This window comes from Pseudomonas frederiksbergensis (assembly GCF_003732275.1).
Lineage (GTDB): Bacteria > Pseudomonadota > Gammaproteobacteria > Pseudomonadales > Pseudomonadaceae > Aquipseudomonas > Aquipseudomonas frederiksbergensis_H.
The window spans coordinates 1,236,079-1,251,220 of the sequence record NZ_MOBM01000038.1 but is presented as its reverse complement, the minus strand read 5'-3'; the positions used below and the strand labels follow the sequence as shown (position 1 = coordinate 1,251,220).

At 54.8% G+C, this 15,142-nt stretch carries 16 protein-coding genes; 8 read left to right on the top strand and 8 right to left on the bottom strand.

All coding sequences use genetic code 11. The features are described 5' to 3' along the window. Nucleotides 1–53: 53 nt before the first annotated feature. From BK662_RS25155 to BK662_RS25130, 6 genes are all read right to left on the bottom strand, one after another. Nucleotides 54–1,007: a substrate-binding domain-containing protein gene (locus BK662_RS25155; protein WP_123359503.1), complete on the bottom strand. Its 954-nt coding sequence runs from the start codon at nt 1,005–1,007 to the stop codon at nt 54–56. A 66-nt stretch (nt 1,008–1,073) separates the two neighbouring features. Next, nucleotides 1,074–2,027 carry a sugar ABC transporter substrate-binding protein gene (locus tag BK662_RS25150; protein WP_123359504.1) on the bottom strand — a complete coding sequence of 318 codons (954 nt, stop codon included), beginning with the start codon at nt 2,025–2,027 and terminating at the stop codon, nt 1,074–1,076. An 86-nt stretch (nt 2,028–2,113) separates the two neighbouring features. Continuing rightward, nucleotides 2,114–2,839 carry an SDR family NAD(P)-dependent oxidoreductase gene (locus BK662_RS25145; protein WP_123359505.1) on the bottom strand — a complete coding sequence of 242 codons (726 nt, stop codon included), beginning with the start codon at nt 2,837–2,839 and terminating at the stop codon, nt 2,114–2,116. A 118-nt stretch (nt 2,840–2,957) separates the two neighbouring features. Beyond that, nucleotides 2,958–4,271, bottom strand: a complete 1,314-nt coding sequence (locus BK662_RS25140) for a sugar MFS transporter (protein WP_259695944.1) — start codon at nt 4,269–4,271, stop codon at nt 2,958–2,960. A 137-nt stretch (nt 4,272–4,408) separates the two neighbouring features. After that, nucleotides 4,409–5,410 (bottom strand): inositol 2-dehydrogenase, encoded by a 1,002-nt coding sequence (gene iolG, locus BK662_RS25135; protein ID WP_123359506.1) that lies wholly within the window; start codon nt 5,408–5,410, stop codon nt 4,409–4,411. Nucleotides 5,411–5,502: 92 nt separating this feature from the next. Beyond that, nucleotides 5,503–6,357: a sugar phosphate isomerase/epimerase family protein gene (locus BK662_RS25130; RefSeq protein ID WP_063321102.1), complete on the bottom strand. Its 855-nt coding sequence runs from the start codon at nt 6,355–6,357 to the stop codon at nt 5,503–5,505. A gap of 254 nt (nt 6,358–6,611) precedes the next feature. Here BK662_RS25130 and BK662_RS34860 point away from each other — a divergent pair, with 254 nt between their 5' ends. The 3 genes from BK662_RS34860 to BK662_RS25115 all read left to right on the top strand — a co-directional run bounded on the left by BK662_RS34860 (nt 6,612) and on the right by BK662_RS25115 (nt 8,644). Continuing rightward, nucleotides 6,612–6,773: a hypothetical protein gene (locus BK662_RS34860; RefSeq protein WP_185047169.1), complete on the top strand. Its 162-nt coding sequence runs from the start codon at nt 6,612–6,614 to the stop codon at nt 6,771–6,773. A 345-nt stretch (nt 6,774–7,118) separates the two neighbouring features. Then, nucleotides 7,119–7,502: a nuclear transport factor 2 family protein gene (locus BK662_RS25120; protein ID WP_123359508.1), complete on the top strand. Its 384-nt coding sequence runs from the start codon at nt 7,119–7,121 to the stop codon at nt 7,500–7,502. Nucleotides 7,503–7,579: 77 nt separating this feature from the next. Further along, entirely contained in the window at nt 7,580–8,644 is a 1,065-nt protein-coding gene (locus tag BK662_RS25115) for a maleylacetate reductase (RefSeq protein ID WP_123359509.1), read from the top strand. Nucleotides 8,645–8,698: 54 nt separating this feature from the next. Here BK662_RS25115 and BK662_RS25110 read toward each other — a convergent pair whose 3' ends face one another. Next, on the bottom strand, nt 8,699–9,613 hold the full coding sequence (locus BK662_RS25110) for a LysR family transcriptional regulator (RefSeq protein ID WP_123359510.1): 915 nt from the start codon (nt 9,611–9,613) through the stop codon (nt 8,699–8,701). Between the two features lie 205 nt (nt 9,614–9,818). Here BK662_RS25110 and BK662_RS25105 point away from each other — a divergent pair, with 205 nt between their 5' ends. From BK662_RS25105 to BK662_RS25090, 4 genes are all read left to right on the top strand, one after another. Beyond that, nucleotides 9,819–10,679, top strand: coding sequence for an intradiol ring-cleavage dioxygenase (locus tag BK662_RS25105; RefSeq protein WP_123359511.1), 861 nt, complete (start codon nt 9,819–9,821; stop codon nt 10,677–10,679). 79 nt (nt 10,680–10,758) lie between these two features. Continuing rightward, complete coding sequence (locus BK662_RS25100) at nt 10,759–11,064, top strand: Dabb family protein (RefSeq protein ID WP_123359512.1); 306 nt, start codon at nt 10,759–10,761, stop codon at nt 11,062–11,064. Between the two features lie 84 nt (nt 11,065–11,148). Continuing rightward, on the top strand, nt 11,149–11,952 hold the full coding sequence (locus tag BK662_RS25095; protein WP_123359513.1) for an SDR family NAD(P)-dependent oxidoreductase: 804 nt from the start codon (nt 11,149–11,151) through the stop codon (nt 11,950–11,952). Between the two features lie 100 nt (nt 11,953–12,052). Continuing rightward, nucleotides 12,053–13,141 (top strand): Gfo/Idh/MocA family protein, encoded by a 1,089-nt coding sequence (locus BK662_RS25090; RefSeq protein WP_123359514.1) that lies wholly within the window; start codon nt 12,053–12,055, stop codon nt 13,139–13,141. Nucleotides 13,142–13,250: 109 nt separating this feature from the next. On the opposite strand, the gene BK662_RS25085 is transcribed toward BK662_RS25090, so the two are convergent. Further along, nucleotides 13,251–14,165, bottom strand: coding sequence for a LysR family transcriptional regulator (locus BK662_RS25085; protein WP_123359515.1), 915 nt, complete (start codon nt 14,163–14,165; stop codon nt 13,251–13,253). A gap of 106 nt (nt 14,166–14,271) precedes the next feature. On the opposite strand from BK662_RS25085, the gene BK662_RS25080 reads away from it, so the two are divergent. After that, complete coding sequence (locus tag BK662_RS25080; RefSeq protein ID WP_123359516.1) at nt 14,272–15,129, top strand: sugar phosphate isomerase/epimerase family protein; 858 nt, start codon at nt 14,272–14,274, stop codon at nt 15,127–15,129. Nucleotides 15,130–15,142: the final 13 nt, after the last annotated feature.

The following is a 15,142-nucleotide window of genomic DNA, read 5'->3' as shown; positions in this document are numbered from 1 at the left end:
CGGGAGGAAGCATTGCTCCCTCCCCCATCACCTTCAAAAGGTGAACCCATGGATTACTTGATAGCGCTGAACTGCTCGGCCTGATCAAGGTTTTCCCGAGTAACCATGAATGGCGTAATCGTCACTGACTCAATCTTGGTGCCGTTTCTGATGTTGTCCACAGCCAGACGCAGAGCAGTGCGAATCTGCTTGCTTGGACTCTGCTCGACGATGCCTGTAATCTCACCGGCCTTGATGCTTTTGAGCACTTCGGGATAGGCGTCATAGCCAATAATCCTTATCTTGTCGCTCAGCCCGATACCTCGCACGGCTTCGACTGCTCCAAGCGTCATATCGCCGGTGGAGCAGATGATCACATCAGGTGGGTTACCCGCCGAAGCGGTGAGAATGTTCTCTACCACCGACATCGCCTTGGCCCGATCAGCCTCCCCGGATTGTTCAGCGACGAGCTTGAACTTGCTGCCGGCTGCGCTCAGTGATTGATGCACGCCCTTGGCCCGATCCATCGCAGTCGTGGAACCGATCTGACCGGTGATGAGCACCACATTGGCGCCTGTCGGCAGGTTCTTTACTACCCAGTCGCCCATAAGCCGACCACCTGCCACGTTGTCTGCTGTGACGAATGGCACCGGTGAAGAAGTTCCCTCCACGCGGCGGTCAACTGCAATTACCGGCACCTTCTCGTCCAATACATCGTTGATCGCAGGCGCGAGCGCCGTGACATCGTTAGGCGTCAATACAACTGCGGCCACGCCTTGTGTCAGCGAATTTTCGATATCTGAACTCTGTTTGGAGGATGAAGCCTGGGCATCCTGGACAAGCAGCTTGACATCCAATGTTTTAGCCTCTTGAACAACCTGCTCGTGCATGAAGATGAAGAAGGGAATTGAAAGAGTCTGGAAGCTGACCGCAATCTTTTCGCCAGCGGCAAACGTGGATACGTTCGACATCAGCAGGACAGCGGCCACTGCGGTAGTTAGCACTCGACGTTTATTGTTCGTTTTCATTCTCGAATTCCTCAAATTGCATAGGTACATAAAGCATTCGGATTGACTGGGCGTAGAACAGCCCGGCTATTGAATGGCGCTGTATTGCTCTGCCTGACTCAGGTTTTCCTGGGTGACCATGAATGGCTGAACGATGACCGTTTCGAGTTCACCTTCGCCACGTACTTTCTTCACCGCCATCTGAAGGGCCGTTCTGATTTGTTTGCTCGGGCTTTGCTCCACGATACCGGCGATATCTCCGTCTCGAATGGCTCGCAGCACCTCTGGGTAGGCGTCAAATCCGATAACTTTGACCTTGCCTTTCAGCCCCATGGCCCTCACGGCTTCCGCAGCGCCCAGAGCCATGTCGCCGCTCGCACAGATAATTGCATCGGGAGGGTTTGCACTCAGCGAAGTCAGGATGTTTTCTGCCACCGACATGGCCTTGGCACGCTCCCACTCCCCTGACTGCTCAGCCACGAGTTGGAATTTTCCCCCGCCAGCTTTGAGTCCGTCGTGGACGCCTTTAGCGCGGTCAATGGCTGTCGACGAGCCTGGGGTACCGCCGATGAACGCTACACGAGCACCGTTTTTCACGTTGGATGTGACCAACTCGGCCATAAGTCGGCCACCTGCGACACTGTCCGCAGTGACGTAGGGCACTGGGGTATCGGTTCCTTCGACACGGCGGTCGACTGTCACCAAGGGTACTTTTTCAGATAGCACTTCGTTCAAGGCAGGTGCCAAGGCGGTCACATCATTGGGTGCGACGACCATTGCATCAACACCTTGCGTCAAGGCGTTTTCGACATCAGAGGACTGCTTAGTGGAAGAGGACTGAGCATCCTGCACAAGCAGTTCTACATTGAGAACCTTGGCTTCCTGCGAGGCCTGTTCATGCATGTAGATAAAGTAGGGAATGGATAACGTTTGGAAATTGATGAGAATCTTCTCACCGGCTGCGAATGCTGGTGATAGCTGGAACGTCAAACCTGCTGCCAAAACAACACTGCACAACAAACCACCTTTCTGCGCTTTCATTATTTTTGTTCTCCTCAGAGGGGTATCAAAACTACAACACGGGGTTGCCAGCGCTGCGATGCAAGCTCGGTGCGCGAACAGAGCACTTAGGGGGACGTGTAACCTCCGTCGACTACGAGTTCTGCCCCAGTGATGAAACTCGCTTCATCACTGGCAAGAAACAAAGCCGCGTAGGCAATTTCTTTAGGATCCGCAGCACGTTTCATAGGTGTCGCTGCGACTACGGCTGCCGTGATATCAGCGGCTTGTCGATCAATCATTGGTGTTTCGACCAGCCCCGGATGCAGCGAGTTGACGCGAATACCATTGGCCACGTAGGACAGAGCAGCGTTCTTGCTCATCATGCGTACAGCTGCTTTGCTAGCCTGGTACGCCGACACACCACTGGCACCGACGATGCCCCAGATCGAAGACACGTTAACGATGGAGCCCGCGTGCTGACGCTTCATGACAGGAATGACGGTTCTCATCCCGTAGAACACGCCGTTCTGATTAATATCAATGACCCGGTTCCAGTCATCGAGGGTGATCTCATCGATGGGAAGGTAGGAACCTACCAAGCCCGCATTATTCACGAGTACATCAACCTTGCCGTATTCACGCATTACCTCGTTAACGAGAAGTTCCCAGTCCTCCAGTTTTGAAACATCCAGATGTCTGGCAACGACGCTATCGTTCTTGTAAGGCTCAGGTTGGTGCACATCGCCAACAATGACGGTGGCTCCTTCTTCGGCGAAAAGCTCGGCGATCGCACGTCCAATCCCCATCCCACCGCCAGTCACCAATGCCACTTTGTTATGTAGTCGCTTCATATTGATTTTCCTGATCTGAAACTTGCCGATCACCAGTTATCAAGAATTTCGGGCAAGCCGAATCCGTTGCAGCAGGCCTTGCCATGCAGGGCCTACCACACGTCGCTCGAAATTTGAGTTAGTGAGCTTTAATAGTCGCCGTCACGGACGGCTGGCTCAGCCCATACCATGCGATGGCAGCGAAACATGCCAGCGGTATATAAAACGCCGCAGCAATGCCGAAGTGATCGGCGAGTGCTCCCATCAGCAATGGAACGAACGCCCCCCCGACGAGTGTCATCACCAGGCATGAACCGGCTTTCTTGGTTTGCGTGCCGAGTCCACGAATGCCCATCGCGAAAATCGTTGGGTACATCACCGACATGAACAGATAGATGGCGGCAACCGCGAAGATTGAGATCCGCTCAAATCCGGCGATGGCAATGATGCACAGCACCATGCTCACCAGGCTGTTGAGAATCAACAATGAACGTGCAGGAACGTAGCGCATTACCCATGTACCGGCGAATCGACCGACCATGTAGGCAAGCATCCCGAGCGAAAGGAGGTAGGAGGCTTTCTGAGCAGAAATCCCTTGCCAGTGATCTATCGCGTAGTTGATGAAGAACGCACCAATACCGACGTAAGCACCGACGTTACAGAACTGAGCGACGAGCGCGCCGGTGAAGTTGCTCTTCTTCCAGAGGCTTACTTCCCCCGCACTTGGCAACAGCACGTCAGAGGATTTTTCGTTGCGAATTTCAGGAAGTTGAATTCGAGCAAAGGCGACGAACATCAACATCACAATGATGGCCAACGCCGCATACGTCACCGAAACCAGATCGACGCGGCTGCCGTTGAATTCGATGGGCGGGGCGAAGAAAATCGCGCCACCAATGACCGGCCCGATGAACGCCCCCAGACCGTTGAAAGACTGAGCAAACGTCAGACGTTGTTCCGATTTTGCAGGATCGCCCAAGGCAGCTGCATATAGGTTTGCGGCGGTTTCCAGACATCCCAAGCCGCAGGCCAGGACAAACAACGCAACCAAAAATGGCATAAATGTTCCGACCATCGAAGCCGGAATGAACAGCAGCGCTCCGATGGCGAATAATGCGAGCCCTGCCAGAATCCCAGCCTTGTAACCAAAGCGCTCCATGAACAGACCGACTGGCAAGGCAATGATGAAATACGCCCCGAAGTAGGCCGTTTGAACCAGTCCTGACTGCCCGCGAGAGATATGAAGGGTGTCCTGGAAGTGCTTGTTCAGCACATCGAGAAGTCCATGGGATAGGCCCCACATGAAAAACAGACTTGTCACGAAAATAAATGCCAGCCGGGTCGAGGAGAGCTTTTCGTGATTATGAGTAAGCCCGCTCAGGGCTCTTGTATTTGTGTTCATGACCGGTACCTTTATTTTTGTGTTAACCGTCATCAGTGCACGCCAGGCCATGTTCAAGTCCTGGGCCAGGGCCGAATGCCAGCCCCTGCAACTATGTTTTGCTACGTCAACTTCAAACATCCTTTTCGGTTCTGGTGCTCCGTAAGGCGGAGCCCCTAGCAAGAGCTGGGGCTCACGACTTGGATAAATTAACGGTCGCCTACCCTTACAATCTTGCCCGTCTCAGCCGACTCACTCGCGCAGTTCGCCAAGCGAAGCGCCCGCAGGCCATCACGTGGTGTTGCTAGCATCGGGCTGTTATTCTCAACCGCATCCAGGAAGCTGTTGAGCTCGATCTTGTACGAGTCGGCGTGACGCTCCAGGAAGAAGTTGAGAAGAGGATCCGCCACGTCAGTTGCCTCCGCGCCATAACGACGGACACTGTTCGTACGATGGTTCTCGTTCAACAGCATGCCCTTGGAACCGGAAACCTCCAGGCGCTGATCAAAGCCATATACAGCCTCACGGCAACAGTTGATGTGGCATTGGCGACCAGAAGCAGTACGCATGAGCACCATGACACTGTCGTAGTCCGGAATCGATTCGAGCGTCGGATCCACCAGTCGACTACCCACCGCAAAAACCTCGACTGGCTCCTCGCCAAGCAGACTCCGAGCCATGTCGAAGTCGTGAATAGTCATGTCACGGAATATGCCCCCAGACGTTTCCAGGTAGGCCCTTGCGGCCAGCGCTGGATCACGACTGGTGATAATGACTTGTCGAACCACCCCGATTTCACCATCGTCGATCGCCCGACGCAGGCGCAGGTAGTCGGGGTCGAATCGGCGGTTGAATGCCAGCATCACACGGCCATTCAGGCGTTCAAGCTCATCGACAGCAGCCTTCGCGCGCTCGTAATCCATATCAATTGGCTTTTCGCAGATAACTGGCTTGCCCAGCCTCACCGCCTGTAGCATCAGTTCGATATGAAACTCAGTGGGAGTGCCGATAAAAACAGCATCGACGTCAGTACGCTCAATGGCCGAAGCATAGTCGTAGGCTGCCTCGCAACCCAGTTGCATAGCCAGCGCATTGACCCCCTCCTTCCACGGGTCAGCTACCACAACCAGTTTGGTACGAGGATTTGTAGCGACGTTAGCGGCGTGGATTTTTCCGATACGCCCAGCACCCAATACGGCAATACGCAACATGATAGTTCTTCCCTTGACAGCCTAGCTGCCTATTATTTTTAGGCGGGGCGCGGAGATCTTTCCCCGCGCAAAAACATGCGGATCTCTTAGCGTTACTTGAATTGAGACATGGTGGTTTCGAAGGTTCGCTGAGCCATCTCTTGCAGAGGCAGCTTGCGCACGACTTCCGACAGCACTTCCACACCCCATGGACCGGCGTACCCGGTAGCCTGAATAGCCTTAATAAAGCCAGGCACATCGAGCACACCTTCGCCCGGCAGACGACGGCGATGGATAGTGTCTTGCCACAGCGGCTCAACGGCGTATTTATCAGCGTCGTCCAACTCGACAGAGCCAATGAATTTTCCTGGGATACGAGCAATCTCACTGAAGTCGACGCCACCACGCGCCAAGTGCCAAATGTCCAGCAGCAGCTTGCCGTTGTCGTGGTTCGCGCCCTGAACCAGAGCCAGCGCAGTATCGATCGTACGCACGTTACTAAACGGCATTATTTCCAGGACGATGTCGGTACCGTAGGTCGCGGCTTCAGCGCTCAGGTTTCCAAAGTGCTCAACCATCAAAGGGATATTCGCTTCTTCCTGGTGTAGGCCTGGGGCGGTCTTGACCGCACGAGCACCCAGCTCCTGGGCTGCGTTGAAAAGCTCTGCACGCATCTTATTGGAGGCGCGGCGAGCCTCACCATCCAGGTACCAGTCGGTCAGGAACTCAAACTCAATGTGCTTAATTCCATTCGCTTCGAGGATGTGGCGCATCTCGCGGAAACCGATGCGATCAACTGTCGACATCAGGTCAACGTGAATCAGGCCCACACCCTTGTAACCAGCCTGAGCCGCTGCCTCTACACGATCCCGGAACGCGAATGGGCTGATTTCGGTTGGGCCGAACGGGTAGACGTCACCCGACAGGGTGAAGTAGGCGGCCAACAATTCGACGTTTTGATTGCTCATGTGTAACTCCTGAGATGCAGTTGCAAAGGTTGAGGCGTGCGAGCCCTGCTAGATCCAGGACAAGCTGTAAAAGGGAAACGCGTTTCCAGTTATGGCACTTCAATGCCAATCGGATACTGGAGAGGCGCTCGCGGATGCGATCTTCCGCTAAGCGGGCTCGACGCATCCCGGGAAAAACCCGAGGGATATCCCGACTTATGCCAAGGGAAAAGACTGATATTGAATAGAGGTTGCGCTGCTTCGACCGACTTAGCGTGAGCCGTCCACGCGGCGTGATGCATATTGCAGACAAGCATCAGCAACGCGTTCGCGGTGGCGATGAAGATTTGGAGGAAGGCAAGGAGCAAGTACATAGCTATGTCTCCGTTCTTGTTTTAGTGCAGCTTGAGGAGCTGTCGTTATGGGAACGATCTTAGGCATGCGTTTTAGGAAGAAAAATACCAGAAAGTGAAATCTCTTTTTCACTCAGTGGAAGAATCCAAGCCATAGAAGGGCCTGATGGACCGTTGCTCATCTTTGGGGGGGCAGAGTTGGGCCGACCTCGGGCGCTTCTATTCCATCAGGAATCAGAATGGGATGGCTCGAAGGATATTATTCCACCTATGAAATAAAGATTTCCAAAAGTGAGGTTTTATAAGCCCATTCGTAATTATAGGCTGGACCCGTTCGGAAGCTGGGAATAACAGCTTCAGGTGGCTAAAAGAAAAGGGCATGCCTCGACACTCGCTCACATGCCCACGAGAGACCCCAAGAGGCCTAGCATGAAGAACCATAACGCAGTGGAAGAATTGATTCGCGAGCTTGAAAGCAAACGCTACGAAGCGATCGTCGCTGGCGATTTCAATGCCTTCAAAACTTACGCGCATCCTGATCTGAGCTATGCCCACTCCACTGGAGTCGTCGATACGCTTGAGAGCTACCTCGACAAGTGCCTGGGTGGATTTTATGTCTATCACCATGTCGAACATCCGATCGAGTCCATCAAGGTCGTTGGGGACATTGCGCTCGTCTTCGGCGAGATGAACGGTGAGATCACGGCAGGCGGCGTCCAGAAGACGCTGCGTAATAAAGCCCTGGCCGTCTGGGAGCAGCGCGACGGCGAGTGGAAGCTTCTCGCTTATCAGCCGACGCCCATTCCAACATAAACGCGCACCGCCAGAGCGGATCTCTACTGCCCGAGAGATTGCCGCGCCAACTCTCAACGATAGGAACACCTGACAAAATGAAAAACTTTACTTACACCGGCCTGCCAGCTCGCGTGATCTTTGGCAAAGGATCCCTTCAACAGCTGGAGGCAGAGATTGACCGCCTCGAATCCCGACGCGCCCTTGTGCTGTGCACACCAGAGCAACGTGATCAGGCTGAGCGAATCGCCGACATCCTGGGCAAACGTGCTGCCGGGATCTTCGATAAAGCAGTTATGCATGTCCCAATCGAGACCGCTCGTGAAGCGCGAGAAGTTGCGAAAGAACTGGGGGCTGATTGCGCCATTGCCATTGGCGGCGGTTCCACTACCGGTCTGGGAAAGGCAATCGCGCTGGAATCAGGCCTACCAATCCTGGCGATCCCCACAACGTACGCCGGGTCGGAAATGACGCCCGTGTATGGCCTGACCGAAAACGGCATCAAGAAAACTGGCAAAGACCCACGAGTGTTGCCGAAAACCGTGATCTATGACCCAGAGCTTTCGGCCACCCTCCCCCTGGGCATGTCGATCATGAGCGGCATGAACGCTATCGCTCACGCTGCAGAAGGCCTTTATTCCCAAGATGGAAACCCTGTGATGTCGCTGATTGCAGAAGAAGGCATTCGTGCGATGGCCGAGGGACTGGAGCGCATCAACCAGACGCCTGACGATCTGGATGCCCGCAGCGATTGTCTCTATGGCGCCTGGTTGTGCAGCACCGTGCTCGGCCATGTAGGCATGGCCCTGCATCACAAGCTGTGTCACACGCTGGGTGGCAGCTTCAACCTCCCTCACGCCCAGACACACACTATCGTGCTGCCCCACGCTATCGCCTACAACGCCAGCGCTGCTCCGGACGCAGCCGCGCGCATCGTTCGAGCCCTGGGCGGGAAACATGATTCAGCCGGTGGCGCCTTATTCGATCTCGCGCAAAAACTCGGTGCACCCATGAAGCTGAGCGAGCTGGGGCTGACCGAGGCGGATCTTGATCGCGCGACAGACATTGCCCTCAGCAATCCTTATTGGAACCCGCGACCGATCGAGCGCGAGGGGATTCGCCAATTGCTGCAAGATGCATATGAAGGAAAACGTCCTGCTTAGATAACTATTGCCTCACCCACTCGGTGACCGTGAAGGAAGTCGAGTGGGCTTTTTTCATCGAGTCCAGTAACGCTCGTAGTCGCTGCGCTTGAAGTGATCGAGCAGGAAGTCGATGAAAAGGCGAGTCTTTGCGGGCATGTGACGTCGGTCCTGAAACGCCAGATTGATGGTCAATCGAGGCAGATCCCAATCATCCATCACGGGTATCAGTCTACCGGCTACCAGGTCGTCATAGATGATGTACTTGGGCTGTACCAGTATCCCTGCCCCCGCCAGTGCTGCTGCCCTGACGATCTGACCGTCGTTCGTCTCCAGGGCCGGTTGCACCTTGATGCTTTCATGCACCCCATCCCGAGTGAACTCCATCGTGTTGGGATGGTTCGCAAGGCTATAGATCAGCACATCATGCTCGGCCAAATCCTGCACGGTCCTGGGGATCCCCTTGCGCTGGAGGTATTTGGGCGAAGCTGCGAGTACACGCCTCGTCTCGGCCAGCCGACGGACAGTAATGTTCGAATCGGCTTCGTATTCACGCGTTCGAACCGCTAAATCAATCTCGCTGTCGATGATGTCGTAGTACCGGTTGGCGCCGATGATCTTGACCTTGATTCCGGGGTAGCGGCGCTGAAACTCGGGCACGATGGGTGCGATATGCAACATGCAAAAAGAGATGGTGGCGCTGATCGTCAGAGTGCCCGTTGGCTCAATCAGAGCGGCACTGACCGTGGCCTCTGCATCCGCTAGCTCAGCGAGTAGGCTTTTGCATTTGGCATAAAAATCATGCCCTGAGTTGGTAAGTGATAAACGGCGCGTACTCCGCTCCACCAGTCGAACTCCGAGCCGTGTTTCGAGCGCGGCGAGGTGACGACTTGCAGCGGCATTGGAAATTTCCAGCTTCTCAGCCGCGCGACTCAGCGTTCCCAGTTCAGCCGTGTATACGAAAAGCTCGAGCTCAGTAAATCGATCCATCCTTAGGCATCCACACGAAAAAGGGGAAGATTATTTCTGTGGTGAAAGAAAGATTTTCATTTTTAGTATTTTATTCCACCGTCTGTGACTTTAGCGTATCGCTATAGTTTCGGGAACAGGCATCTGCCAGCCAACAGCTGATGTTCCCCAGGGAGTAGGTCACCTCAGGTCTCTCCTGACTCAAATAAAAAAAGGATGCATCTCCATGCGAAACCTAGATGAGCAGACGATCACACAAGCTGTCCTCACTCGAAATGCAGGGACCGAAAATCAGCGCCTACATGAGATCGTGACTTCACTCGTTCAGCACCTCCACGCATTTGCGCGGGAGACTAATTTGACCGAGGAGGAATGGGAAAAGGGAATCGAGTTTCTGACCGCAATCGGTCATATCACGACCGACAAACGACAGGAATTCATCCTCCTGTCCGATACGCTGGGCCTGTCGACGTTGGTTATCGCCCAGAATCACAAGAAGCCGGAAGGCTGCACTGAAGCCACGGTTTTCGGCCCCTTCCATGTCGCCAACGCCCCTCGTTACGACTTGGGCGAAGACATAAGTGGTGGGCTTCCAGGCTCGCCATGGTTTGTGAAGGGCGCCGTCACGGCCAAAGATGGCACCCCCATCCCACATGCGACCATCGAAGTCTGGCAAGCCGACGACGCCGGCTTTTACGACGTTCAGAAGCCAGATATGGGGGACTACCACGGACGGGCGATTATCCAGGCCGACGCCAATGGGCATTACCACTTCCGCACGATTGTCCCTGAGTGCTACCCCATTCCCTATGACGGCCCGGTTGGCAAGATGCTGGAGGCGTTAAATCGGCATCCATGGCGCCCTGCCCACCTGCATTTCATGATCACTGCCCCTGGATATCAGCGTCTAGTCACCCACGTGTTCCGAGAGGGTGGCGACTATCTGGATTCGGATGCGGTATTCGGTGTCCGTTCGTCCTTGATTGCAGACTGGGTTCGCCATGAGAGTGGAATCGATCCGTACGGTAACTCGATCGACTCGCTTTATTACACCCTGGATTTTGACTTCATCCTGCACAACGCTTAGCGCACATACATTTCTTGTCTACCAGGCTTGCAGTGTGCAGGCCATAGCCAGTACTCGCACACTTACCTCGGAGAGGACTATGCGACCCGTCAAACACATCGTCATGTGGAACCTGCTTGGCGAAACTGAGCATGAGCGCTCAGCCAATATAGAAAAGCTCAAAAGTGCTTTCGAAGGTCTTCGCAGCGTAATTCCTGGCCTTCTCAAGCTAGAGATCGGCGTCGACTTCAGCAAGATCGATTATGCCTGCGACGTGGTGCTGTATTCGGAATTCGATTCCATGGAAGCGCTGCAGGGTTATGCCACGCACCCTGCTCATTTACGAGTTCGCGAAGAACTCGGAAACGTTCGCACCGCCAGGCACCAGGTTGACTACTTCATGTAATAAACACCTGTTCTAACTGAACTTCGAATCAATAAGAAACGAGCACCACGTGCTTCAACAGCTCAAAAAAAGAAGGTATCAGATATGAAAACTAACCTTGCCGGCAAGATCGTGCTCATCACCGGCGCAGCGAAAGGTATCGGTCGCGCCACAGCGCTGGCGTTTGCAGGCGAAGGCAGCCAGCTCGCGTTGTTGGACTGGGATGAAGGAGCCCTCGCAGAACTGAAGCACGAGGCTGAGGCTCTGGGCGCCACCGTGGCTGTCAGTAAAGCTGACCTCAGCAGTTTGAGCGGTATGAACGATGGCATCGATAGCGTTCTGGCCATCTACGGCGGCAAGGTTGATGTGCTCGTCAACAACGTTGGCTCTGGCGCCGTGCGGATGTTCGACGACCTGACTGACGAAGACTGGGAAGCAACCATGCAGCTCAATTTTATGAGCTACGTACGTGCTTGTCGCAAAATCCTGCCGGTGATGCGCGCTCAACAAAGCGGCGTCATTATCAACAACGCCTCCGACCTTGCCCGACAGCCAGAACCCTGCCCGCTTGACTACTCCGCCTCTAAAGCAGCTGTTCTCGCCGTAACCAAAGGCTTGGCCCGCAGTGAAGGCCCGCACATCCGTGTCAACGCCGTTGCGCCGGGCCCTATCTGGACGCCTTTCTGGACCAAGTCGGGCGGCTTCGCTGAGACCATGGCCAAAGTCCACGGGATGGAACCTCAAGCCGCAGTGGAGCATGAGATGTCGCTACGCCAACTCCCTCTTGATCGCCTTGGCACTCCGGAAGAGGTGGCTAACGTCATTGTCTTCATGGCGTCTGATCTTGCGTCCTTTGTGACCTCCAGTGTTTGGGGTGTCGACGGTGGCAGCATCCGCTCGGTGATATGACCGCCCACCAACTTTGGCACGCGCGCCCGGGGAGCAAGACTCCTGGAAGCCTCTGCCATACGTGGCATCCGTACTGACCACAAAAACAAAAGGATAGATGATGGCTACCAAGATCGAGAATCAAACCAAGCTGGGTGTGGCGTGCCTGGGAATCACCCACCCTCACACGTCAGGGCGTGTAAAGGCCTTCCAGCGTCTCCCGGGCGTAGAGTTTTTCGGGGCTTACGACGACAGTCCGCTGCTTGAACCTTTTGCCGACGCGCTGGGCCTTCAGGCGCGCAGCAAAGACGACATTCTAAGCGACCCCAACGTACACATCGTCCTGGTGCATCCCAAAAGTTATTTGATGGCTGACTGGGCCATCGAGGCATTGGAAGCAGGTAAGGCGGTGCTGTGTGAGAAACCTGCAGGTCGCCACTCGACCGATACCTTGCGCATCGTGGAAGCGGTTGAGCGCACAGGCAACCTATTCCAGGTTGGTTACTGCTGGAGGTTCTCGCCGGCAGTGGAAAAAATGCAGCAAGTGCTCCAAAGCGGAGAGATCGGCAAGGTACTTCAGGTGCGGGCTCATGCAGGTTGCTCGCACGACGAGGCCGACACCAACCACATGAAACAGCCAGGCGACCTGGGTGGCGCCTTCTACGTAATTGGCTGCCACACAATTGACCGGATCTTGCTGCACTTTGGTATGCCTAAATTCGTGAACGCCAGGATCACCAAGTTTGCAGGTCAAATGAGTAACTCTGCGCGCGAAGACGCCGCCGTCGCGATACTGAATTACGATGACAAAGTCGTCACCATCGACTTCATGTCATGGGATCCCATGCCCTGGACGGAAAGCTGGGACGTGACAGCCTACGGTACGCACGGTGTGATGCACTCCACCCCAATGCCCGCCTCTTACAAGCTGTATCACGATGGAAAGATTGGTCACTCGCAAGGCTGGACGCATTGGAACGAAACGAGTTTCCCCGAAGTATGGGCTGTGCGAAAAACCGTGTATTCACCTGAGATCGCTGAAATTGGCAACCCGGTTTATTTTGATCGAGAAGCTGCCGCCTTCGTTAAATCGCTTACTGAAGGCTTGCCATCTCAAGTTCCCGCAACTCAGGCACACAATATCAACCTGATCCTCGAGGCGCTTTTCAAATCGTCAGAACTTCTCGGGCAGGAAGTAACCTTGGTCTGAAGTTATTTTTGCTGCCCAGACCCAGCCTGGGCAGCGGAATACTCCCCATGACCGATAAACGCCACTGGGGCTTTCCTGCTGGCGCGCATTCGAGATCGCAAAACGCTATTCAATCCAGCGCCCCACGCTCTGCCCGCAGTACGAGTTCATCCACGACACGCCGAACCTTCGGTAGCAGGTGACGTGTTTGGGGCCATACCGCATGGATCTCCACGTCACCTGGATTGTATTTTTCAAGAACCTGAACGAGCCGCCCCGCCTCAAGATGATCTCGAACTAAAGAGCTCGGCATCTGGCAAATACCCTGCCCAGCCACCGTCATGGAAACGATGGCATCGCCATCTCCAACTTCATGAGTTCCGGGGGGAGTGATGCGTGTGAGTTCTCCGTCCCCATCCAGGACGCTCCAACTTACCCGCTGCCCACGTCGGTAATTCACGATGCAACTGTGGTTCTGCAGCTCCTCCAGAGATTCAGGGCAGCCGTGCTTAGCGAGATACTTGGGTGAGGCACATATAAGCTGCTTCTGCACGGTAAGTCGACGAGCTACAAGGCCGCTGGAATCCTTCAATGTCCCAAAGCGGATACTGAGATCGATCCCCTCTTCGATCAGGTCAATGACGGCGTCGGTGAAGGTTACCGTCAACTTGAGGTCAGGATTTGCATCCAAGATTTCCAGCAACACCGGCAGCACAACGCTCCGGCCATAAGCGGCAGGCAGATCAACCCTCAGGCGTCCACTGGGCGTTTGTTGGTGGCTGGTCAATGATGCCTCGGCAGCGAGGATTTCATCTACTGCAGCCGAGCAGCTTGCGAAGTAGGCCTCGCCATCTACGGTCAAGCCCGAGCTCCGTGTTGTTCGATGAAAGAGTTTGCATCCGAGCCTTTCTTCGAGCTTCGCAATGCTTTTCCCCACCGCTGACTTGGTAATGCCAAGCCGATCAGCAGCCACTGTAAAGCTTCCAGCCCGTGCCGCTGTCACGAAGATCAGCACACCACTTAACGCCTGTTCAACCTGCGCCATTGTCCACCTTTACTCCACTCTGAAAGGAGTCTAATGAGGTTTATCGCAACAACGCTCTACCCTAGTCTGTTCTCAAGTTGATTCCAACCCTAATGAGGACAGAGAAATGAATACTCAAAACATTGAGCTGCTTGCTGCGTATTGGACTATTGCAGGTGACATCTTTCCGATGGGCCCGACCGAGGTCAGCCCGTACTCGTTCGAGGATCGGATGGAAGCTGCCGGCAACGCGGGCTTTAAAGGCATCGGCCTGGTTCACAACGGCATGATGGATACCGTCGACAAGATTGGATATCCCGCCATGAAAGCCATTCTCGAAAAGAACGGTATCAAGCATGTCGAGCTGGAATTCCTGGTGGACTGGTATCACACCGGCGAACGTCGTCGTCAGTCGGACAAGGTTCGTCAGGAACTGCTCGAAGCAGCCAAAGCCTTGGGCGCTCGCTCCATCAAGATCGGCCCTGGCATCGGTGAGGACACTGCGGACATCGACCTGATGGTCAAAGAGTTCACCCTGCTCAGCCAACAGGCTGCAGAAGTCGGTGCCAACGTCGTTCTGGAAATCATGCCTTTCAGCAACGTGCGCACGATTGAAACCGCTTTGGCCATCGTGGAAGGTGCCAACCAGCCAAACGGCGGCCTGCTGCTCGACATCTGGCACCTGCAGCGTGGTGGAATCGACTTCAACGATATCTCCAAGATTCCGGCTCGCTTCATCAAGTCGATCGAGCTCAACGATGCACACAAGTACGCCATTGAGCCACTGTGGATGGACACCATCCACAAACGCGTCCTGCCGGGCGACGGCACCTTCGACGTCCCAGCATTCATCAAGGCTGTTCAGGCTGCTGGCTATGACGGCCCGTGGGGCCTAGAAGTGTTGTCCGACACCCACCGCAAGCTCCCTCTGGAGCAGATGGCCAATCGCGCCTACGAAATGACCATCAGCCAATTCGGCAAGTAACTCACTCGTCACA

Coding starts and splice junctions, on each gene's coding strand:
- BK662_RS25155 (WP_123359503.1), bottom strand. CDS start 1,007: ATGAAAACGAACAATAAACGTCGAGTGCTAACTACCGCAGTGGCCGCT.
- iolG (WP_123359506.1), bottom strand. CDS start 5,410: ATGTTGCGTATTGCCGTATTGGGTGCTGGGCGTATCGGAAAAATCCAC.
- BK662_RS25090 (WP_123359514.1), top strand. CDS start 12,053: ATGGCTACCAAGATCGAGAATCAAACCAAGCTGGGTGTGGCGTGCCTG.
- BK662_RS25145 (WP_123359505.1), bottom strand. CDS start 2,839: ATGAAGCGACTACATAACAAAGTGGCATTGGTGACTGGCGGTGGGATG.
- BK662_RS25130 (WP_063321102.1), bottom strand. CDS start 6,357: ATGAGCAATCAAAACGTCGAATTGTTGGCCGCCTACTTCACCCTGTCG.
- BK662_RS25100 (WP_123359512.1), top strand. CDS start 10,759: ATGCGACCCGTCAAACACATCGTCATGTGGAACCTGCTTGGCGAAACT.
- BK662_RS25150 (WP_123359504.1), bottom strand. CDS start 2,027: ATGAAAGCGCAGAAAGGTGGTTTGTTGTGCAGTGTTGTTTTGGCAGCA.
- BK662_RS25115 (WP_123359509.1), top strand. CDS start 7,580: ATGAAAAACTTTACTTACACCGGCCTGCCAGCTCGCGTGATCTTTGGC.
- BK662_RS25105 (WP_123359511.1), top strand. CDS start 9,819: ATGCGAAACCTAGATGAGCAGACGATCACACAAGCTGTCCTCACTCGA.
- BK662_RS25110 (WP_123359510.1), bottom strand. CDS start 9,613: ATGGATCGATTTACTGAGCTCGAGCTTTTCGTATACACGGCTGAACTG.
- BK662_RS25140 (WP_259695944.1), bottom strand. CDS start 4,271: ATGGCCTGGCGTGCACTGATGACGGTTAACACAAAAATAAAGGTACCG.
- BK662_RS25095 (WP_123359513.1), top strand. CDS start 11,149: ATGAAAACTAACCTTGCCGGCAAGATCGTGCTCATCACCGGCGCAGCG.
- BK662_RS25120 (WP_123359508.1), top strand. CDS start 7,119: ATGAAGAACCATAACGCAGTGGAAGAATTGATTCGCGAGCTTGAAAGC.
- BK662_RS25080 (WP_123359516.1), top strand. CDS start 14,272: ATGAATACTCAAAACATTGAGCTGCTTGCTGCGTATTGGACTATTGCA.
- BK662_RS25085 (WP_123359515.1), bottom strand. CDS start 14,165: ATGGCGCAGGTTGAACAGGCGTTAAGTGGTGTGCTGATCTTCGTGACA.